The 20,023-nt window shown below is 66.9% G+C and carries 14 protein-coding genes and 1 tRNA gene; 6 read left to right on the plus strand and 9 right to left on the minus strand.

All coding sequences use genetic code 11. From position 1 onward, the window contains the following. Window positions 1-6: 6 nt before the first annotated feature. Together AC5JJ2_RS27455 and AC5JJ2_RS27460 are read left to right on the plus strand one after the other, a co-directional pair. A complete protein-coding gene (locus AC5JJ2_RS27455; protein WP_495861254.1) occupies window positions 7-1,071 on the plus strand; it encodes a zinc-binding metallopeptidase family protein in 1,065 nt (354 codons plus the stop codon). A gap of 69 nt (window positions 1,072-1,140) precedes the next feature. Then, window positions 1,141-2,136, plus strand: a complete 996-nt coding sequence (locus AC5JJ2_RS27460; protein WP_495861255.1) for a TIGR02996 domain-containing protein — start codon at window positions 1,141-1,143, stop codon at window positions 2,134-2,136. A gap of 87 nt (window positions 2,137-2,223) precedes the next feature. Here the strand turns inward: AC5JJ2_RS27460 and AC5JJ2_RS27465 are convergent, their stop codons facing one another. From AC5JJ2_RS27465 to AC5JJ2_RS27485, 5 genes are all read right to left on the minus strand, one after another. Further along, complete coding sequence (locus AC5JJ2_RS27465; protein WP_495861256.1) at window positions 2,224-3,099, minus strand: transglutaminase family protein; 876 nt, start codon at window positions 3,097-3,099, stop codon at window positions 2,224-2,226. Next, entirely contained in the window at window positions 3,096-5,597 is a 2,502-nt protein-coding gene (locus AC5JJ2_RS27470) for a circularly permuted type 2 ATP-grasp protein (protein WP_495861257.1), read from the minus strand. Before AC5JJ2_RS27470 ends, AC5JJ2_RS27465 begins: the two co-directional genes overlap by 4 nt. 178 nt (window positions 5,598-5,775) lie before the next feature. Then, window positions 5,776-9,198: a transglutaminase family protein gene (locus tag AC5JJ2_RS27475; protein WP_495861258.1), complete on the minus strand. Its 3,423-nt coding sequence runs from the start codon at window positions 9,196-9,198 to the stop codon at window positions 5,776-5,778. 25 nt (window positions 9,199-9,223) lie between these two features. Further along, window positions 9,224-10,204, minus strand: coding sequence for an alpha-E domain-containing protein (locus tag AC5JJ2_RS27480; protein ID WP_495861259.1), 981 nt, complete (start codon window positions 10,202-10,204; stop codon window positions 9,224-9,226). Between the two features lie 28 nt (window positions 10,205-10,232). After that, window positions 10,233-11,735 (minus strand): circularly permuted type 2 ATP-grasp protein, encoded by a 1,503-nt coding sequence (locus tag AC5JJ2_RS27485; RefSeq protein WP_495861260.1) that lies wholly within the window; start codon window positions 11,733-11,735, stop codon window positions 10,233-10,235. 366 nt (window positions 11,736-12,101) lie between these two features. Here AC5JJ2_RS27485 and AC5JJ2_RS27490 point away from each other — a divergent pair, with 366 nt between their 5' ends. Continuing rightward, the gene (locus AC5JJ2_RS27490; RefSeq protein WP_495861261.1) at window positions 12,102-12,998 is read left to right on the plus strand and encodes a S1C family serine protease; all 897 of its coding nucleotides are present in this window, start codon (window positions 12,102-12,104) and stop codon (window positions 12,996-12,998) included. Between the two features lie 105 nt (window positions 12,999-13,103). On the opposite strand, the gene AC5JJ2_RS27495 is transcribed toward AC5JJ2_RS27490, so the two are convergent. Beyond that, complete coding sequence (locus AC5JJ2_RS27495; RefSeq protein ID WP_495861262.1) at window positions 13,104-15,497, minus strand: DUF255 domain-containing protein; 2,394 nt, start codon at window positions 15,495-15,497, stop codon at window positions 13,104-13,106. A 121-nt stretch (window positions 15,498-15,618) separates the two neighbouring features. Here AC5JJ2_RS27495 and AC5JJ2_RS27500 point away from each other — a divergent pair, with 121 nt between their 5' ends. Continuing rightward, the gene (locus AC5JJ2_RS27500; protein ID WP_495861263.1) at window positions 15,619-16,110 is read left to right on the plus strand and encodes a MarR family winged helix-turn-helix transcriptional regulator; all 492 of its coding nucleotides are present in this window, start codon (window positions 15,619-15,621) and stop codon (window positions 16,108-16,110) included. 19 nt (window positions 16,111-16,129) lie between these two features. Then, window positions 16,130-17,626 (plus strand): cation:proton antiporter, encoded by a 1,497-nt coding sequence (locus AC5JJ2_RS27505; protein ID WP_495861264.1) that lies wholly within the window; start codon window positions 16,130-16,132, stop codon window positions 17,624-17,626. On the opposite strand, the gene AC5JJ2_RS27510 is transcribed toward AC5JJ2_RS27505, so the two are convergent. Continuing rightward, window positions 17,550-18,332 carry a nitrilase-related carbon-nitrogen hydrolase gene (locus AC5JJ2_RS27510; protein ID WP_495861265.1) on the minus strand — a complete coding sequence of 261 codons (783 nt, stop codon included), beginning with the start codon at window positions 18,330-18,332 and terminating at the stop codon, window positions 17,550-17,552. The two genes, AC5JJ2_RS27505 and AC5JJ2_RS27510, sit on opposite strands and share 77 nt — an antisense overlap. 37 nt (window positions 18,333-18,369) lie before the next feature. Continuing rightward, on the minus strand, window positions 18,370-19,065 hold the full coding sequence (locus tag AC5JJ2_RS27515; RefSeq protein WP_495861266.1) for a hypothetical protein: 696 nt from the start codon (window positions 19,063-19,065) through the stop codon (window positions 18,370-18,372). A 297-nt stretch (window positions 19,066-19,362) separates the two neighbouring features. On the opposite strand from AC5JJ2_RS27515, the gene AC5JJ2_RS27520 reads away from it, so the two are divergent. Continuing rightward, window positions 19,363-19,794: a RipA family octameric membrane protein gene (locus AC5JJ2_RS27520; protein ID WP_495861267.1), complete on the plus strand. Its 432-nt coding sequence runs from the start codon at window positions 19,363-19,365 to the stop codon at window positions 19,792-19,794. A gap of 132 nt (window positions 19,795-19,926) precedes the next feature. Here the strand turns inward: AC5JJ2_RS27520 and AC5JJ2_RS27525 are convergent. Beyond that, window positions 19,927-19,999: transfer RNA gene (locus tag AC5JJ2_RS27525), tRNA-Phe, on the minus strand. Between the last annotated feature and the right edge of the window lie 24 nt (window positions 20,000-20,023).

The following is a 20,023-nucleotide window of genomic DNA, read 5'->3' on the forward strand; positions in this document are numbered from 1 at the left end:
GCTGACATGAAAATCTTCCACTGCGATCACTGCCGCCACCTCGTGTTCTTCGAGAACTTGCAGTGCGTGAAGTGCGGCCACGTCCTCGCCTTCTTGCCTGACCTCGGAGTCATCGGCTCGCTCGACCCGCACGCGGAACCGCCCCTGTGGGAATCGCCGTTGCAGCGGGCGAAGGGGCGGACGTACCGGCTGTGCCAGAACTACGTCGAGCACAACACGTGCAACTGGGCGATGCGGTCGGAGGACGAGAACCCGCTGTGCGAATCGTGCCGATTGACGCGGGCCATCCCGGACCTGTCCGACCTGGCGAACAAGACGGCGTGGTACCGGCTGGAGGTGGCGAAGCGGCGGCTGGTCTACACGCTGAAGGCCCTCGGCTTGCCGCTGGACGGGCAGGCGTTCCAGTTCCTCGCGGACCCGGCCGACCCGCAGGCCCCGCGGGTGCTGACCGGGCACGCGGACGGCGTCATCACCGTGAACATCGCCGAGGCCGACGACGCCGAGCGGGAAAAGCGGCGCACGTCGTTGAACGAGCCGTTCCGGACGCTCCTCGGCCACCTCCGGCACGAGAGCGGGCACTTCTACTTCGACAAGCTGGTGGCGACGAACGAGGACGTGCTGCCGAAGTTCCGCGCCATGTTCGGCGACGAGCGGGCCGACTACGCCGCAGCGTTACAACGGCACTACGCCGACGGCGCGCCGCCGAACTGGGAGAACGACTTCATCTCGGCCTACGCGACGATGCACCCGTGGGAGGACTGGGCCGAGACGTGGGCGCACTACCTGCACATGGTGGACGCGATGGAGACGGCGTCCACCTGCGGGCTGTCGCTGTCCCCGCAGCGGCCGGACGAGCCAGAGCTGTCTGTGGTTGAGAACCCGGTCAGCGAAGGGACGCTGGCATTCGACGAGTTGATTGCCGGCTGGTATCCGGTGACGTACCTGTTGAACAACCTCAACCGCGGCCTCGGGTTGGTCGATGCGTACCCGTTCGTACTGTCAACCAGCGTCGTCGCGAAGCTGCGGTTCGTTCACGATCTGATCGCCGGGGTAAAGCCGTCCTTGCCGTAAACCGATAGGGGTTAATGCTGTTTTCTGCCCAACGGCAGTAACGACCATCATCCAAACAACGGAGGCTGTGTGAGTACCGAGCGCGCCTTGCTCGCCGCCATCCTCGCCAACCCTGACGACGATTTACCCCGGCTTGTTTACGCTGATTGGCTCGAAGAAAACGGCCGTCCGCGGCGGGCCGAGTTCATCCGGGTCGAATGCGAAACCGCTCGAACCAATCATGAATTACCCGCTTACGTGCAACTCCTCAGGCGCTCAGATCAATTGTCCAAAAGGAATGCCCAGCGGTGGTTTGGCCAGTTGGCAGACGAGGGCGTGTTTTATCATTTCATTACCTCTCGGGGGTTCGTAGAGTCGCTTGTGCTCTCCCTCGATTTATTCACTACTCACGCCGACGTAATTTCCAACCGTGCCCCGTTGTTGCGTGAGTTACACATCAGGACAGGTGGGGACTGGAGGGCGTTTTTTGCATCACCGGCTCTTTCGGCCATCCGCGCCCTGTCGTTCGAGGACGGCGTGTTCACCGACGATGCCGCCGAGGAATTGGCCGCAAGTAAACACACGACCGCACTCACCCGCTTAGAGTTGGACCGTCAACCACTCGGGCCAAATGGCGTGGCAGCCGTCGCAAGGGCTTCATTTCGAGCATTGGAGCGACTTTCTGTCGCCGAATGTGACATCGGCGACGACGGTGCGGAGGAACTGTTTGCCGCTGCGAATGTGCCGATACTCCGTGAACTCGACTTGAGCGAGAACGGGCTAACCGATGCTACGTGCTTGGCGTTGGCCGCATCTTGCCGTTTTGGGCGACTGGAACGATTGATACTTTGCAACAATCACATCACGGACGAGGGCGTTTCCGCGATGGCCGCGGCTCCACATCTAGATCAACTCCGCACCCTAAACCTGTACTCGAATCCGATCGGACCGAACGGCGGCCGGGCAATCCTAACGTCACGGCACTGGGCCGGGCTTATCGAGTTGAACTTGGTCGGTTGTGGGGTAGGGGTTGCGGTCGTAGGCGATCTCCGATGGGTCTATGGCGAGAAGGCTGTGAAGGCATAATTGGATAAGTTGTTGTTCGGAAGATCGAGGCTTAGGCCCAACCATGCTTCACTTGATACCGACCTCACAAGCCCAGTACCGTCTGATTCAATACACCTGCGCGTTCACGGCCACGTCGATTGTGTGCTCGCCGCCGCCGAGGATGACGCCCTTCACCGGGCTGACGTCGTCGTAGTCGCGGCCCCACGCGACGTGGATGTGGTTCTCGCCCGGAATCTGGTCGTTCGTCGGGTCGAGATCGACCCACCCGGAGTCGCCGCAGAACAGCGACACCCAGGCGTGCGACGCGTCGTTGCCGACGAGCCGCGGGCCGCCGGGCGGGGAGGTCGTCGAGAGGTAGCCGCTCACGTACCGAGCCGCCAACCCCAGCGACCGCAGGCAGGCGAGCTGAAGGTGCGCGAAGTCCTGGCAGACGCCGTGGCGGTTCGCGAACACGTCCTCGATGGGGGTCGATACCGTCGTCGATTTCGGGTCGTACCGGAAGTCCCGGTAGATGCGGTGCGTCAGGTCAAGGGCCGCGTCCAGGATCGGCCGCGTGCGTTCAAACGACGCCGCGGCGTACTCGGCGTATCGGCCGTCGAGCGGGATGTACTTCGAGGCGTAGGCGTACTGGGCGGCGTCGAACCACGCCCGCGAGCGGTCCTGCGGCAGCCTGTCGCGGACCTGTTCCCAGGCGTGCGACCCCTTCGCGTCCGGCGTGTACCGTGCCGTCAGCCGGACCGTATGGGTCGATTGAATCGTGAGCTGCTTGTGCGGCTCCTGGATGGTGAAGTGCGTGACCGCGTTGCCGAAGAAGTCGGCCCGCTCGTTCATCACCGCCGGGGCGGGGGTGATCTGGATTTCGCCCTGTTCGCACGCCTGCCACGGGGTTTCGCGGGGGACGAGGTGGGCCATGTTGTGGCAGAGCGTCACCGCTTCCGTGTACCGGAACCGCGTCGCGTGCGTGACCTGGTAGCGGATCATGATGCCGGCTCCGCGTGCGACAGGTGACGCGACTCCTGGAGGTGGCTCAGGTACTGCTGCGTCAGCGTGTCTGATAGCTGCGGAATCCACTGGCCGAGTTTGTTCAGCAACTCGACGAGCGCGGCCCGGCGGCCGCCGGTCACTTCCGCCAGCTTCTCGACCTCCGCCAGTTGCAATGACGACAGCGCGGACAGCGCGTACCGCTGGTCCAGCCCCCGCGCCGCGGACGGGACGCGGGGCAGGTTGTTCACGTCGTCCACCACGCTCACCAGCTGAGCCGCCAGCGACCGCGGGTTCGTCTCGTCGAACAGGATCAGGTCGAGCACGGACTCGGCCCGGAGCGTGCCGAGGTAGCGGCGGCGGTACGTCATCCGGGAGTCGCAGACCTCAACTACCGCGTCCAGCGTCGGCCCTTCGGGGGGAACGTACTGGCAAAGCGTTCCGCGAACGAGCTTGATGACGTGCATCGACCGCTCGATTTTCCGGCCGAGGTCGAGAAAGCGCCAGCCGTCGGTCCGGGTCATGCTCTCCACGGCCATGCCGCCGAACGCGGCCAGCCGCAGGATCGTCGTGTCGATCTCGTCCAGGGCGTCCGCGTGCGTCCGCCGCTCGTCCCGGTGCGGGTGGCGGGTGGCCCGGCTGACGACCCGCCACATGTCGAGCGAAATCCGGTCGCGGACCAGCCCGGCCACCCGGTGCAGGTCGCGGAGGGCGGACGCCAAACTTCCCGGCAAGGCCGTGCTATCGAGGGCGGCGAACACGTCCGCCGGCGTCTTCGGCTTGCCGTCCGTGTGGGCGGCCAGCGTCTGCAACAGGGGGATCAGTTCCGGGCCTTCGTCGGCCGTGCTGCGCTCCGCGAGCCGCGACACGACGCACCGCAGGAGCCGCGCGACGCCTTCCGCCCGTTCCGCGTACCGGCCGAGCCAGAAGAGGTTGTCGGCCGCCCGGCTCGGCACGTCGCCGCCGCCGCGGGTGAGCTGGATCGGGTCGTCCTTCGGCGGGAGCAGGCTGAACGTGTGGACCGCGCCGTCCGTGAGCACCCACGTGTCCTTGCTGCCGCCGCCGTACTGCATCGACACGAAGTCGGAGTCGGCCGTCGAGCCGAACCGCGTCAGCCCGCCGGGCATCATCTCGAACGAGTCGCCGTTGCCCGTGAGGTAGAGCCGCACGACGGTCTTCCGCTGCTGCACGCCGTCGGTGGTAAGCGTCGGCGAGAGGGAAAGCGGCAGCCGCTCCTGCGCGACGAAGGCGTGCGGCGTGGCGCGGATGCGTTCGGCCGCGAGCGTCGGGTTCTGCCAGTCCAGCGGGTGCGGACCGCGGTTGGACGCCGGGAACGCGGGCTTGATGACGAGTTCCGAGAGATGGTCGAGGACGTACCGCATGGAGGCCGGGTCGCCGCACCACCACGTCGGCACGCTGTCGAGCAACAACTCCTCGCCGAGCAACCGTCGGCAGAGCTTCGGCAGGTACGCCATGAGCGCCGGCGTCTCGATCACGCCGCTGCCGATGGCGTTCGCCACGGCGACGTTCCCGGTCCGCACGGCGTGCATCAAGCCGGGCACGCCGAGGAACGAGTCCGGCCGCAGTTCCAGCGGGTCGCAGAAGTCGTCGTCCAAGCGGCGGAAGATCACGTCCACCGGTTGCAGGCTGCCGAGGACCTTCAGGTAGACGCGGTTGTCGCGGACCGTCAGGTCGCCGCCTTCCGCGAGCGTGTAGCCGAGGTAGCGGGCGAGGTACGAGTGCTCGAAGTACGTTTCGTTGTACGGCCCCGGCGTCAGCAGCACGACGCGGGGATTGTCCTTGTTCCGCGGGGCGACGCTCCGCAGCGAGTTGATGAGCGTCTGGAAGAACATCGCCAGCCGCTGCACCTTGCACCCGTGAAACGCCTCCGGGAGCGTGCGGGAGACGACGATGCGGTTCTCGAGCGCGTACCCCGCGCCGGACGGGGCCTGGGTGCGGTCGCTGATGACCCGCCAGTCGCCGTCAGCCGTGCGGGCGAGGTTCGCCGCGTACAGGTGCATGAACCGGCCGCCCGGCGGGCGGATGCCGTGGCACGGCCGGAGGAATCGGGGGCTGTGGTGAATCAGGTCGAACGGCAGCAAGCCTTCGTGCAGGACGTGTTGGTCGCCGTAAAGGTCGGCGAGGATGCGGTCGAGCAGGCGACCGCGCTGGATCAAGCCGCGCTCGAGATTAGCGGCTTCCTGCGAAGCGAGCAGGAACGGCACGGGGTCGAGTTGCCATGGTCGGGTCATGCCGTTCGGGTCGCCGTACACGTTGTACGTGACGCCGTTCTCGCGGATGAGCCGTTGCGCGTCCCGCCACCGGCGGGTGAACTCCGGGCCACTCAGGTCCGGCGTGCGGCGGAAGAACGGCAGCCAGTGCGGGCGGATGACGTTGTTGGAATCGTGGACCTCGTCGTACCCGTGCGCGGGGCGGACGGGGGCCGCCCCGCCCGCCGCGGCTATCGGTTCCTCGGTCACGTTCGCGGCGGACGACATCGGTGAGGCGACTCTAGAAGTCTCGGACCCGGCCGCGGTTGTCCCAAACCCGCGCCATGAAGTCAACGGCGGTCCGTGCTTCTTGTGGAACCCGGAGCGGAAGCGATGGGGTGTGGCCGCTGATCCCACACCCCATCGCTTCCGCTCCGGGTTCCACAGGCGGCGGCCGTGCCCAATCTTAGCTCCCGATTTTCATGGCGGTCGGAACTGAAGTCTGGCGAGAAATCGGTGGCGGGGCGTAAATCGTCGGTTCCGGCCGCCGCAAATCCAGCGTAAACGGAAATTCCTCGTTCGGTTCCGGCGGCGGGACGCGGACCGCCCCCGGCGAGTGGCCGAACGCGAAAAATCGGCTGATCCGCCGCCCTTCGGCCTCCAGCGCGTTCACCGGGAACGTGTCGTGCGCCCGCCCGCCGGGGTGGGCCACGTGGTACGTGCAGCCGCCGACGCTGCGGTCGTTCCACGTGTCCAAAACGTCGAACGTCAGCGGCGAGTGCGGCTGAATCGTCGGGTGCAAGCACGACGGCGGCCACCACGCCCGGTAGCGGACGCCGGCCACGAACTCGCCGTTCGTCCCGGTCGGGTGCAGCGGAAGCCGGCGGCCGTTACAGGTCACGACGTGCCGCGGGTCGGTCAGCCCGCGGACCTTCACCTGCAACCGCTCGACGGACGAATCGACGAACCGCACGGCCCCGCCGCCGCCGGCCTCTTCGCCCAGTACCGGCCACGGCTCGATAGCCGTCCGCAGTTCCAGGTGGACGCCGCGGCTGGCCATGTCGCCGATCAGCGGGAACCGGAACTCGACGTGTGGCGCGAACCATGCCGGGTCGAAGGCGTACCCGCTCTGGGTCAGCTCGTCGAGCGCGTCGCGCAAGTCGTGCTCGACGAAGTGCGGCAGCAGGAACCGGTCGTGCAGCTCGGTCCCCCACCGGACGAGTTTGTGTGGGTACGGCTTCCGCCAGAACCACGCGACCAGCGACCGGAGCAGCAACTGCTGCACGAGGCTCATCCGGGCGTGCGGCGGCATCTCGAACGCCCGCAGTTCCAGCAGTCCGCGGCGGCCCTCCGCCCCTTCCGGGTTGAACATCTTGTCGATACAGAACTCGGTCCGGTGCGTGTTCCCGGTCACGTCCGCGAGCAGGTTGCGGAACGTGCGGTCCACCAACCACGCCGGCGGAATGCGGCCGTCCTTCGGTAGTTGGTTGCACGCGATTTCCAGTTCGTAGAGCGCGTCGTGCCGGGCCTCGTCCACCCGCGGGTGCTGGCTCGTCGGGCCGACGAACAGGCCGCTGAACAGGTACGACAGCGACGGGTGGTTGTTCCAGAACGTGACGAGGCTCTTGAGCAGGTCCGGCCGCCGCAGGAACGGGCTGTCGGCGGGCGTCGCCCCGCCGAGGACGAAGTGGTTCCCGCCGCCGGTCCCGGTGTGCCGGCCGTCGAGCATGAACTTCTCGGTCCCCAGCCGCGATTGCTTCGCTTCCTCGTAGAGACTCGTCGTGAGGACACTCAACTCGGTCCAGTCGTTCGCCGGGTGGACGTTCACCTCGACCACGCCGGGGTCGGGGGTGACGCTGAAGTTGTTCAGCCGCGGGTCGTGCGGCGGCTTGTAGCCCTCGATCAGCACGGGCATCTTCAGGTCCGCGGCCGTCGTTTCGATCGCGACGACGAGGTCGAGGTAGTCTTCCGCGAACCGACACGGCGGCATGAAGACGTACAGCTTCCCGTTCCGCGGCTCGACGCACAGGGCGGTGCGGACGACTTGCGAACTCGTGTCGGCGAACAGGTGCGCCTGCGCCTCGCCGAGCCGCGAGCGGGGGACGTTGCCCGCCGGTTGGCCGTTGAGGGCCGCGCCCCGCGAGCGGAGGCGGTCGGCCATCGCCGTGATCGACGGGAACGCCGGCCGCGGGGCGAACGGGTCGCGCTCCGTCAAGAATTGCCGGTGCAGCGGATCCTCCCACGGCAACGAGTCGAGCGGCAGCCGATACCCCATCGGCGAGTCGCCGGGCGTGAGGAACAAGTGTTCCTTGCGGACGAACCACGGCCCGGTTTCCCAGGTCGCCGCCCCCGCGTGGGTGCGGCGGAGGGGCAGGGCGTAGCCAACGACGCTGCCGAGCTTCTGCTCGAACACGCGGGCCAGCGTCGCCCGCTCCTCCGGGTTGTCGAGGTTGCTCTTCAGCGGATCGACGTTCGCCGGCAGCCGCCGCTCCTTCCAGAGGTAGTACCATGCGTCCTCAAAAGCGGCGACGGCGTACTTCGGGTCGAGCTTTAACGTCTCGGCGAGCCGCGCGACGAACTGTTCAGCCTGCTTCGCGCCGAATCCGTAAGGGATTTGCTCGTTGCCGACGAGGGCGGGGTCGGTCCAGATCGGGTCGCCGTCCCGCCGCCAATAACAGTTGAACGCCCACCGCGGAAGGGACTCGCCGGGGTACCACTTCCCCTGGCCGAAGTGCAACAGGCCGCCCGTCGCCCACCGGTCGCGGAGCCGCTTGAGCAGGACCATTCCCTGCCGCCGCTTCTGCGGGCCGAGGGCTTCCGTGTTCCACTCGGCCGCGTCGCGGTCGTCGATACTCACGAACGTCGGCTCGCCGCCCATCGTGAGCCGCACGTCCCACTCGCGGATTTCGGCGTCGATGCGGTGGCCGAACGCATCGATGGCCGCCCACTGCGCGTCCGTGTACGGCTTCGTCACGCGGGGCGACTCCCGCATCCGGGTGACGCTCATCTCGAAGTGGAACTCCTCCTTCAACTCGTCGTCATCGTCCTTGCCCTTCGCCCACCCGTAGGAGCCGGTGATCGGCGCGGCCGACTGCGGGTCGGCGGTGCAGGCGAGGGGGATGTGCCCCTCGGCGGCGAGGAGGCCGGAGGTCGGGTCGAGGCCGACCCAGCCCGCGCCGGGCAGGTAGACTTCGGCCCAGGCGTGCAGGTCGGTGAAGTCCGAAGTCGGCCCGGCCGGGCCTTCCAGCGGCGGCTCGTCGGCGACGAGTTGGATCAGGTAGCCGGAACAGAACCGGGCCGCGAGGCCGAGGTTCCGGCAGAGCTGCACGAGCAGCCACGACGAATCGCGGCAGGAGCCGGACGCCGCCGTCAGCGTTTCCTCCGGCGTCTGCACGCCAGGTTCCATCCGGATGACGTACTTCACCCGGCGGTAGATCGACTGATTCAGTTCGATCAGGAAGTCGATCGTCCGGCCGGTGTGTGGCTTGACCTCAGCGACGACGGCCGCGAGTTGCGGGCCAAGCGGCAGCGGCTTCAGGTACGGGGCGAGTTCGCGGAGCGTCACCGGGTCGTAGGCGAACGGGTACGTCTCCGCCGACTGTTCCACGAAGAAGTCGAACGGGTTGATCGGGATCAGTTCCGCGAGCAGATCGACGGTGACCTTGAACTCCTTCGCCGGCTCCTGGAACACGAGCCGAGCGAGGTAGTTGCTGTACGCATCCTGCTGCCAGTTGAGGAAGTGCTTGCCCGGCTCGACGGACAGTGAGTACCCGAGGATCGGGGTGCGGGCGTGCGGGGCGGGCCGCAGCCGGACGGTGTGCGGGTCGAACGTCACCGGGCGGTCGTAGCGGTAGCTCGTAACGTGCCGGAGGGCGACACGGATGCCCATGATGAACCTCGGAGGGGGTGCGTCGTTACTGGGACTGGGACTGGGGTTGGCCGGCGGGCATTCGTGCCTCGACCGCGAAGTAGCTGCTGTGGACGGCACCGCCGATGTCGTGGATGCTGTCCACGACGTGCGTGAGCGTTTGGTGCAGGCCGAAGGCGATCACGTCCTTGATGTCCCGGCCGTCGAGCCAGTGCAGCAGCTCGGACAGTTTGCGGTCCGCGGGCGTGTTGGCTTCGCCCGACGGCGTCCCGGCGATGGCGGCGAGCGACTCGCGGCAGGCCGACAGGCAGTGGTGGATCGACCGCGGGAACTCGTCGTCGAAGATCAGGAACTCGGCCACCGCGCCCCCGGGGTCGGACGGGTCCGCGAGCGGCTTCTTGTGGAACGGCTCGTACCCGGAGCAACTCATCAGGATCGCGATCCAGTGGGCGTTGTCCACGGCCGTGCCCACGTCGTCCACTTTCGGCAGGAGGATGTGGTACTTCACGTCCAGCGTCCGGGCCGTCTGGCAGGCGCGCTCCAGGTGGCGGCCGAGGCGGAGGAACTCCCACGCCTCGCCGTGGGACATAGTCGTATCGCAAACGCCGGACAGCAGTTGGTTGATCCGCCGGATTTGGGCGTAGAACTCCCCGCGGTTGTGGGCGAACAGTTCGCGGGTCGAGTGGTGCTTCAGCCACAGGTGGTAGTAGTTCATCCGCTCCCACGTCTCGGCCGAGATGACCTCGCGGATGATCCGGGCGTTCTCCCGCGCCCAAGCCAACGACGACACGATGCTGAACGGGTTGTCCTCGTCCCAGGTCATAAATTCCTGGACGTTCTCGGCCGACGGGTCGCGGTCGTAGTCGTGGATGCCGCTGATGATGAGCACCGGCTTCCACTGCTGCTCGACCGGGACGTGGAAGTCGAGCAGCAGCGTCTGGTTCACTTCCAGGACGCGGGCGGTGTTCTCCGCCCGTTCCAGGTAGCGGGCCATCCAGAAGCAGTGTTCGGCGACGCGGGAGATCATGGGCTAGTCAGATGGTGGGGAAGGGCGGTCACTCGCAGTGTTCCAGCACCCAGGTGTCCTTGCTGCCGCCGCCCTGGCTACTGTTCACGACCAGCGACCCCTTCACGAGCGCCGTCCGGGTCAGACCGCCGGGCAGCACCCACGTCGTCTTCCCGGTGACGATGTACGGCCGCAGATCGACGTGCCGCGGGGACACGCCCTCGTCCGTCCACGTCGGGCTGGTGGAGAGCGTCACCACCGGCTGCGCGACGTAGTTCCGCGGGTTCTCGACAATCTTCGCGCGGAACTCGCTCCGCTGGGCGGCCGTGCTGCTCGGCCCCATCAACATACCGTACCCGCCGGACTCGTTCACCGCCTTCACGACCAGTTCGGGGAGGTGGTCGAGCGTGTACTTCAAGTCGTCCGGCCTGGCGCAGATGTACGTCGGCACGTTCCGCAGGATCGGCTCTTCCGAGAGGTAGAACCGGATCATCTCCTCGACGTAGGGGTAGACGGCCTTGTCGTCGGCGACGCCCGTGCCGACGGCGTTCGCGAGCGTCACGGTCCCGGCCCGGTACGCCCGGAACAGCCCCGGCACGCCGAGCAGGCTGTCCGGCCGGAACGCCTCCGGGTCGAGGAAGTCGTCGTCGAGCCGCCGGTAGATCACGTCCACCTTCTGCGGCCCGCGGGTCGTCTTCAGGTAGACCGTGTCGTCGTGGACGAACAAGTCCTGGCCGATGACGAGTTCGACGCCCATGTGCCGGGCGAGGAAGCTGTGCTCAAAGTACGCCGAGTTGTACGGCCCCGGCGAGAGGAGCACGATCGTCGGCGGGCTGGCGGCCCCCTTCGGCGCGACCGACCGCAGCGCGTCCCGGAGGCGGTGCGGGTAGTCCTCCACCCGCTTCACCTGGCAGTCCTGGAAGAGCTGCGGGAACACCTTCTTCATGATGGCCCGGTTTTCCAGTACGTAGCTGACGCCGGACGGCGTGCGGCCGTTGTCTTCGAGGACGCGGAACTCGCCGTGCTGGTCGCGGATCAGGTCCGTGCCGCAGATGTGGACGTACACCCCGCCCGGCGGCGTGAACCCGACCATCTCCTTGCGGAACCCCTTCGAGCCGAGCGCGAGGTCGGCCGGGATCACGCCCTCCTTGATGATCCGCTGGTCGTGGTACATGTCGTTCAGGAACAGGTTCAGCACCTTGAGCCGCTGCGTCAGCCCGGCCTCGAGCCGCGGCCACTCCGCGCCGGGGACGACGCGTGGGACGATGTCGAACGGGAATATTTTCTCCGTGCCGCGGCGGTCCGAGTAGACGGTGAACGTGATCCCCTGGTTGACGAACGCGAGGTCCGCACTGGCCCGCCGGGCGTGGAACTCGGTGATCGCGATCTGCCCGAGCTTCGTCGCAACGGTCCGGCAGTGCGGGTGCGGTTGGCCGTTCGCTTGGAAGAGTTCGTCAAAAGCCGTCGGGTGGGGCAGGTAGCCATCGAAAAGGCGAGTGCCGAAGCGAGAGGAGGTGATAAAGGTCTCCGTGCGATCGAGGGTACTAGGCATGGCGCACTTTTTAATCAGGGGATGCTAGTAAAAGTGGCACGGCTGCCGCATTTCCCAGGAAATGAAGCATTAATAGCGTCCAGTGCAGTTCCCGTTCCAGTCATTCGAGGCGGCTCGGTCAGGCCGGATGCGAGTCCGGGGTCGTTCCGCGGTGAATCTACCAGAGTGAGTCTGGCTCCCGCCAGCAAAAACTTACCAGGTCCGGGGAACGGTGGGATTTGCCTCCGTCACTGGTCGTGCGAACAATTCAACAATCCCGGAGAACAACCCATGCCCCTCGACACCCGACCCTTTGACGTCAACGATTCCGCCGACCGTCCCGCACAGCGACCCGGCCGCGCCCCCGAACCGCGACCCGAAGAGGACTTGCTCGACGCCTATTCGAGGGCGGTCGTGCAGGTGGTCGATACCGTGTCCCCGGCCGTCGTGTCGGTCACCGGCGATGGCCGCGAGCCGAACCGCGGGTCCGGGTCCGGCGTCATCGTGTCGGCGGACGGGTACGTGCTGACGAACAGCCACGTCGTCGCCGGAAGGTCACAACTGGTCGCGGAGACGACGGACGGCGACCGCCTCCCGGCGAAGGTGATCGGCGACGACCCGTCCACCGACACGGCCCTGTTGCGGCTGAAGTCGGCCGACCTGCCGCACACGGCCTTCGGCGACTCGGCGACGCTGCGGGTCGGGCAACTCGTCATCGCGATGGGCAGCCCGCTCGGGTTCCACTCGACCGTCTCGACCGGGATCGTTAGCGCACTCGGCCGGAACATGCGCGGCCAGGACGGGCGGATGATCGAGGAAGTGATCCAGCACACGGCCCCGATCAACCCCGGCAACTCCGGCGGCCCACTCGTCGATTCCCGCGGCCGGCTGGTCGGCATCAACACGGCCATCATCGCGTTCGCCCAGGGCATCGGGTTCGCCGTGCCGAGCAAGACGGTCCGGTGGGTGTACGGCGAACTCCTCGCCCACGGCCGCGTCCGCCGCCGGCTGTTGCGAGTCACGGCGGCGGCCGTGCAGTTGCCGCACGCGGTCATGGTGGAACACGACTTACTGTCCGATCGTGCGGTGCGGATCGGGGAAGTCCACGGGAAGAACAATGCGTTCCGGGAAGATGACGTGCTCGTGGCGATCAACGACCGGATCGTGGCGAGCGTGGACGACGTGCATCGGATTTTGGCCCAGCACCCGGCGTCGGCGAAGCTGTTGGCGACCGTCATCCGCGACGACCGGCTGCTACTCGTCGAGGTTCCTGTCGAGCCGTGATTGTAGGGTGGTGGGGGGGGGGGGGGGGGGGGGGGGCCCCCCCCCGCCCCCCCCCGGGGGGGGGGGGGCCCCGGGGGGGGGGGCCCCCCCCCCCCCCCCACCACCCTACTTCAACTTGATGACGCTCGGAAGCAGGCAGAGCCGGTCCTTGCACGCCAACACGCGGACGCGGACTTCGAGCGCAGCGTCCTTCGGCCGCGTCACCTCCCCGGTGATGGTCACCTTCCCCTCGTAGATTTGGTACTCGCCGGCCGTCGCGTCCTTCGCCGGCGTCCCTTGCGGGAACTCGATTTTCGCATCGACCTTCTTGTCGCCGACGTAGACCTCGACGGTCGTTTCGGACTCCTTCAGCGGGTCGTTGCCGACCGGGTTCGCGTAGACGTGCCACGGTTCCGCGACGGTCAGCGTGACGGTGAACGTCTGCCCGCCGTCCTTGTCCGTTTTGCCGAGGTCCAGCGATGCCGTCACCACGTCCGCCGCCTCGCGAGGGTTCTTGGCCGGGGCGGGGGCCGGCGCGTCTTTCCCTCCGAGCACGACCGGGTCTTTTTCCGCGAGGTCGAGCAGGTCGTCGAGGCTCCGCGCGACGGTCGGCACGGAGCCGGGACTCGTCTTCAACACGCCGGTGAAGGATTTCACCGTGCGGACGCACAGGTCGCGGTAGGTCGCCTCGTTCGTCTTCCGCCACAGCCTTAGAAGGCCGCGGATCGTCATCCCGTTGCCGGACGGCTGCGCGCCATCATAGCTGTCCTTCGACCGGGCGAACAGCTTCTCGTGATCGTGCGCGGTGTAGTAGAACCCGCCGCGGTCCTTGTCCGCGTGCCACTTGATGAGCGTGTCGGCGACGGTCTTCGACTCGTCGAGCCACTTCTTCTCGCCGGTCGCGTCGTGCAGCGTCAGCAGGCCGTGCAGTAGGAAGGCGTAATCGTCCAGGAAGGCGTTGCCCCGCGCCGCCGGCTTCTCGCCCGGCACGGCGGCGTAAAGTCGCAACAGCCGGCGGTCCTTGTCCCGCAACTTCGTGAGGAGGAAGTCGGCCGCCCGCGTCGCCGTGTCGAGGTACGCTTTCTCCTTGAACACTTCCCCGGCGCGGGCGTAGGCCGCCATCATCTGTCCGTTCCAGGCGGTGATGACCTTCGTGTCCAGGAACGGCCGCACCCGCTTCGCCCGATGCGCGAGCAGTTTCGCCTTCACCGGCTCCAGCTTCGCGAGCAGTTCCGCCTCGGTCAGCTTCAGCTCCTTCGCGAGGTCTGCCGTCGGCTTCGGCAGGCGGAAGATGTGAAACTTGTCCTCGAAGTTGGGTGCGTCCCCGCCGTAGACCGCCATCACGAATCCCGCGTCCGCGTCGTTGCCGAGGGCCGCCTTGATGTCGTCCGGCGTCCAGACGTAGAACTCGCCCTCGACGCCGTTGCTGTCCGCGTCGAGCGCGGAGTAGAACCCGCCGTCCGGCCCGGTCATCTCCCTCGCCACGAACGACAGCGTTTCCGCGACCACCCGCTTGTAAATCGGGTCCGGCGTGACGCGGTAGGCGTCCGCGTACAACTCGACGAGCTGCGCGTTGTCGTACAGCATCTTCTCGAAGTGCGGCACGGTCCACGTCCGCTCCGTGCTGTACCGGTGGAAGCCGCCGCCGAGTTGGTCGTAGATGCCGCCCTCGGCCATCTTCCGCAGCGTGAGTGTCACCAACTTCGCCCGCGGCTCGTTCCCCGGCTTCTGCCCCTGTTGGTGCAGGAACGCGAGGGCCGCGACGCGGGGGAACTTCGTCTGCTTGAAGTTCCGCAGCTTGTCGCCGATGCCGCCGTGGACCGGGTCGATCTCCAGCCACCGCATCGCGTCCTTCACCAACTCCCGGTCGAGCGGAACCAGCGGCACAGCCTGCACGTTCTTCTCCAGCGCCGCGGCCGTCATCTCCGCGATCCGCTCGGCCTGCTTCTCCAGCCCGGCCCGGTCCTTCGCGTTCAGCTCGATGACACGCTTCAGGATCGTCGTCATGCCGCTGATCGTGCCGTCCTCGACCTTCTTGTCTTCCGGCGGGAAGTACGTGCCGCCGAAGATCGGCTTGCCGTCCGGCGTGAGGAACATCGTCAGCGGCCACCCGCCGGACTGCCCGACGGTCTGGAGGGCCGTCATGTAGATGTCGTCCACGTCCGGTCGCTCCTCACGGTCCACCTTCACGCAGACGAAGTTGTCGTTCAGCACCTTCGCGACGGCCGCGTTCGAGAACGACTCCCGCTCCATGACGTGACACCAGTGGCACGAACTGTATCCGATCGACAGGAAGACGAGCTTGTTCTCCTTCCTCGCGCGGTCGAACGCCTCCTGCCCCCACGGGAACCAGTCCACCGGGTTGTATGCGTGTTGGAGCAGGTACGGGCTGCTTTCCTTCGCCAGGCGGTTCGGCTTACCCTTCTCCTTCGCCTTCGGGTCGGCCGCCGGTGTGTGAACGAACGCGAACGCGAGAGCGATGAGGAGCGCAAGGCAAAGGCGAAGGAATGAGTCGGTCATGGGAATCGCTCGCACGGGTGGGGTACGAACTCAGGTTATCCGGGCCGACGCGGTGGAACAAGTTTTCGCCGCCTCAACAATTGTCTGGACAAATTCTGTTTGAACGGATAATTTCTGAAGCATGACTCAACAGCGGCCTTCCCGCCGGGTTCCGGCCCGCCGGTTCGACTCGCCGCAACAGGAGGCGTACCTCGCGCTGTGGCGGACATACGACCGGCTGCGGGCCGTCGAGGACGAACTGTTCGCCCGGTTCGACCTGACGGCGCAGCAGTACAACCTGCTCCGGCTGTTGCAGGCCGACCGGCCGGACCCGGTTTCCGTGTCCCGGTTGTTGGAACGGCTCATTTCCCGCGCGCCCGACATGACCCGCATGTTAGATCGGTTGGAGGGCCGCGGGTTCGTCCGCCGGTCGCGGTCGGCGGAAGACCGGCGGGCGGTGTTCGTCACCATCACCCGCGCGGGCCTCGACCTCTTGCGGCACGTCGCCGGGCCGCTGGCGGAATGCCACGAGCGGCAGCTCGGCCACCTCGCGGCGGAGGAGTTGAAGTCCCTCATCGAACTGCTGAAGGCCGCCCGGCGGCCGCACGAGGCCGACGACAGCCCGTGGAGGTAGTCCCGCCCCGGAGCCGCGAATGAATTCGCCCGATTTGATACCGGCGACCGCCCCCGCGCCGAAGCGCACATGGGTCGGGGCCGCGGCTTTCCTGGGGCTACTACTCGGCGCGGTCGCCGTCTTCTTCCTCGTCCGGCACGTCGGGGAAGGGTTGACGGCCCCGGCCCCCGCGGCGTCGATCACATCGCCGAAGGCGGCCGAAGTGAACGTCGTACTGCACGTCGTCGCCACGCTCGTCGCCGTCATTGCCCTCGGGCACGTCCTGGGTGCGGCCCTCCGGTACGTCGGTCAGCCGCCGGTGATCGGTGAGGTACTCGCCGGCATCCTGCTCGGCCCGTCGCTCCTGGGGGCCATTTCACCCGAAGCGATGAACGCGCTCATCCCGTCCGCGGCGGTCGATCCGACCGGGCAAGTTGCGGCCGCGCTCAAGGCCGTGGCGCAGCTCGGCGTGATCCTCTACATGTTCCTCGTCGGGCTAGACCTGAACGCGAACCACTTGAAACAGAAGGCACGGACGGCGGTGGCGGTGTCGAGTACGAGCATCGTCGTGTCGTTCGTGTGCGGGGCCGCCCTCGCGCTCGGCCTCTACCCGACGCTCGCCCACGCCGGCGTACCGTTCACCACCTTCGCCCTGTTCATGGGCGTGTCGATGGCGATCTCCGCGTTCCCGGTGTTGGCCCGCATCCTCACCGACCGGGGCATGGCCAAGACGGAGTTGGGGGTGGTGGCACTCGGTTGTGCCGCCGCCGACAACGTAACGGCGTGGTGTCTGCTCGCGCTCGTGGTCGGGGTAGCGGAGGCGAAGGCGGGTGCCGCCGTGCTCGTGCTGGCGGGGGCGGCCGCCTTCATCGCCGCGATGGTCCTCGTCGTGAAGCCGGTGGTCGCGCGGGTCAGCCGGCGGTGCGACGCGACGGTCGGCCCGCTCCCGCCGGTCGTGATATCCGGGACGTTCCTCGGGTTGCTGTCGGCCGCGCTCGCGACCGAGGCGATCGGCATTCACGCCATCTTCGGGGCGTTCCTGTTCGGCGTCTTGATTCCGCACGACGGCCGGATCGCGAAGGAGTTTACCGCGAAGTTGAAGGACCCCGCGACGGTCCTACTCCTTCCCGCGTTCTTCGCGTTCACCGGCATGCGGACGCAGTTCGGGTTGTTGAGCGGTTGGCAGGACTGGGCGTGGTGCGCCGCGATCATCGTCGTCGCGTCGGCCGGCAAGTTCGGCGGGGCGCTCGTCGCGGCGAAGCTGGCCGGCCAGTCGTGGCGGTCGTCCGCCGCCCTCGGGGCGTTGCTGAACACGCGGGGGTTGATGGAACTGGTCATACTGAACATCGGCCTGGACATGGGCGTCATCAGTCCGACCCTGTTCGCGATGATGGTGATGATGGCGCTCGTCACCACCGCCGCGACCGTCCCGCTGTTGAACCTGCTCGTCCGGGAACCTGCTACCGGTACAACTCCTCCCGCCGGTCCTGGTACACCTTCAACTGCCCGCGAACGGCCGCAAGTCGCTCCTTCGTGATTTCGCCGACGAGCAATGCTTCGTCCGTCTCGGCGGCTGCCAACACGGTCCCGTACGGGTCGTAGAGGCGGCTCGTGCCGCCGAACGCGAGGCCGTGGTCCTCGCCGACGCGGTTGACGGCCGCGACGTACACCTGGTTCTCGATGGCCCGGCAGGCCGTGATCGTCTCCCAGTGCCCGATCCGCACGGCCGGGAACGCGGCCGGGACGATCAGCACTTCCGCCCCGGACAGCGCGAGCTTGCGGGCCAGTTCCGGGAACCGCACGTCGTAGCAGGTCATCAGCCCGACGCGGAACTCTCCGATCTCGCAAAGCGTGAGGGCGTCGCCGGCCCGGATGTAGTTCTGCTCGCACACCGGCTCGGCCGTGATGAGGTGCGTCTTGCGGTACTTCGCGATGAGCCGTCCGTCCGGGCCGATCACCGCGACCGTGTTGAAGATGTCCCTGCCGACCCGTTCGGACAGGCCGGCCACGACCGTGATCTTCGCGTCAACCGCGGCGGCAACGATGTCCGCGAAGACGCCGCCGTCCCACGTCCCGGCGGTCCGCACGATCGTCGGCATGTGGTAGCCGGTGTCGCTCATCTCCGGGAACACGACCGCGTCGCACCCGCGGTCGGCGGCGGTCCGGATGCCCCGGAGGACGGTCGTTCCGTTTGAAGTGATGTCGCCGGGGGTCGATCGAATCTGGGCGAGTGCGATCTTCATCCTGATTCGACCTCCCCTCGCGTCCTCGAACTCGGCCTTACTTCCGTCGGAAGGCCCGGATGGCGAACCCGAAGGCTGGGACGCCGATCCCACAGAGCAGCAGCGCCGGCGGGGCCGGGATCGCCGTGATGTAGGACGTGACGGAGAACTGCCCGCTGCCGCCGGCCGGGAGGTCGATCGTCACCAGCTGGTCCAGCGTGTACACGCCGTCCGGCTTGGGGGTGAGTGCCTCGAACATTTGCGTGAGCATCGGGCTGCCGTTCACGGTCGCCGAGTTCCCCCCAAGGATGCTGCTGGTGGCCGTCGTCGTCACGAGCGGCGAGCCGGGGATGGCGGCGAACGGGACGATCGACGTGTGCATGATGCCGATGGTCCCCTCCGTCCCCGGCGGGAGGGTGAACTCGTCGTTCCGGATGCGGACAACGTACCTGCCGGCCGGGACGTACCCTACCCCGCCCGACGGCGACGTGAGTGCCGCCTTGAACTGGAACGTCGTCCCGATGGCCGCGTAGGTCGGGAACTGTTCGCGGCTGGACGCGGCCGTGAACCGGCCGTCGTCGGCGGCCGTGCTCCCGGCCTGGAATACAATCGCGTCCGGGAACTCAGGGGTGGTCGTCGCGGTTACCGGCCCGGTGTACCCGGCCGGGGCTGACTCGACGGTCAAGGTGAAAGCGGCACGACCGGAGGCGGCGAATAACACGGTCAGGGCCAGGGCGAACAAAAACGGACGCATGGTGGAACCTCAATAATGGGGCAAAAAATCACAGATCGCGCGGCAGTCTTCCGATCGGAAGGAATGCAAGTTCCGAATTAAGGCGATTCGGGCCACATTCTTGCCAACAAGCACAAATTCTGCACATTTACAGCCAACTACTTAACTTTATGACTAAATGGCTCAACTGCTACATTCCTCTTCAAGAGTTTTCCGACACACCGCGCCGAATGAGATACCGAGTCGAAGCCAACGCCTCCGGTCGGTCCGTATTTTCAGTTACGACCGCTCGACCTCAAGAGAACACAAAGGGAAGAAGTGACCGTCCCGCACGAACCCGCTCTGGCCGCGGACGAAGTGAATCGCATGTGGCAGCACGGGATGCACGAGGAACGCCTGTTCCACGACCGGCTCAATTATTTCTCGGCCGTCCAGGCCGGGCTGCTCGCCGTGTTCGCCATCCTTTACAACAAGGAGCCGTCGCCGACAGTCTTCGTCCCTCTCGTGGCCGTCGGCGTCGCGTTCGCCGCCCTGTGGCTGCGGGTCCAGGTCCGACACTGGCGGTACTGCGTACACGTAAACCAACAACTCCGCCGGGCCGTTCCGGAATACGCCCGAACGCTCGCCGGGTATTGTGGGCCCGGCCGGACCGACGGGCTGTCCATCGCCCGGCCGCTCGCCTTCGCCGTGCCGATCCTGTTCGCGACTATGTGGGTGGCAATTCTCGTACACGTGCTTGTGAGGGTCTGAGTTGGAATGGATCATCTCCCGCCGGAGCGACGTGGCGTCGATGGACGCACTCGGTTGGCCAACGGGGTAGTCGATATCACGAAATACGGCGGGTAGCGTCTCGGACGTGTGTGAGATGAGCGGCCGTCGAAGTGGTCACTCCCGGGATTGAACCGGGGACCTAGCGATTTTCAGTCGCTCGCTCTACCAGCTGAGCTAAGTGACCCTGGTGACAATGATATAGCCGCCG

The organism is Limnoglobus sp. (assembly GCF_059499385.1).

What these genes read in the sequence shown, in the direction of transcription:
- AC5JJ2_RS27455 (WP_495861254.1), top strand. Translation starts at nt 7, where the DNA reads ATGAAAATCTTCCACTGCGATCACTGCCGCCACCTCGTGTTCTTCGAG.
- AC5JJ2_RS27465 (WP_495861256.1), bottom strand. Translation starts at nt 3,099, where the DNA reads ATGATCCGCTACCAGGTCACGCACGCGACGCGGTTCCGGTACACGGAA.
- AC5JJ2_RS27470 (WP_495861257.1), bottom strand. Translation starts at nt 5,597, where the DNA reads ATGTCGTCCGCCGCGAACGTGACCGAGGAACCGATAGCCGCGGCGGGC.
- AC5JJ2_RS27475 (WP_495861258.1), bottom strand. Translation starts at nt 9,198, where the DNA reads ATGGGCATCCGTGTCGCCCTCCGGCACGTTACGAGCTACCGCTACGAC.
- AC5JJ2_RS27480 (WP_495861259.1), bottom strand. Translation starts at nt 10,204, where the DNA reads ATGATCTCCCGCGTCGCCGAACACTGCTTCTGGATGGCCCGCTACCTG.
- AC5JJ2_RS27485 (WP_495861260.1), bottom strand. Translation starts at nt 11,735, where the DNA reads ATGCCTAGTACCCTCGATCGCACGGAGACCTTTATCACCTCCTCTCGC.
- AC5JJ2_RS27495 (WP_495861262.1), bottom strand. Translation starts at nt 15,497, where the DNA reads ATGACCGACTCATTCCTTCGCCTTTGCCTTGCGCTCCTCATCGCTCTC.
- AC5JJ2_RS27500 (WP_495861263.1), top strand. Translation starts at nt 15,619, where the DNA reads ATGACTCAACAGCGGCCTTCCCGCCGGGTTCCGGCCCGCCGGTTCGAC.
- AC5JJ2_RS27505 (WP_495861264.1), top strand. Translation starts at nt 16,130, where the DNA reads ATGAATTCGCCCGATTTGATACCGGCGACCGCCCCCGCGCCGAAGCGC.
- AC5JJ2_RS27510 (WP_495861265.1), bottom strand. Translation starts at nt 18,332, where the DNA reads ATGAAGATCGCACTCGCCCAGATTCGATCGACCCCCGGCGACATCACT.
- AC5JJ2_RS27515 (WP_495861266.1), bottom strand. Translation starts at nt 19,065, where the DNA reads ATGCGTCCGTTTTTGTTCGCCCTGGCCCTGACCGTGTTATTCGCCGCC.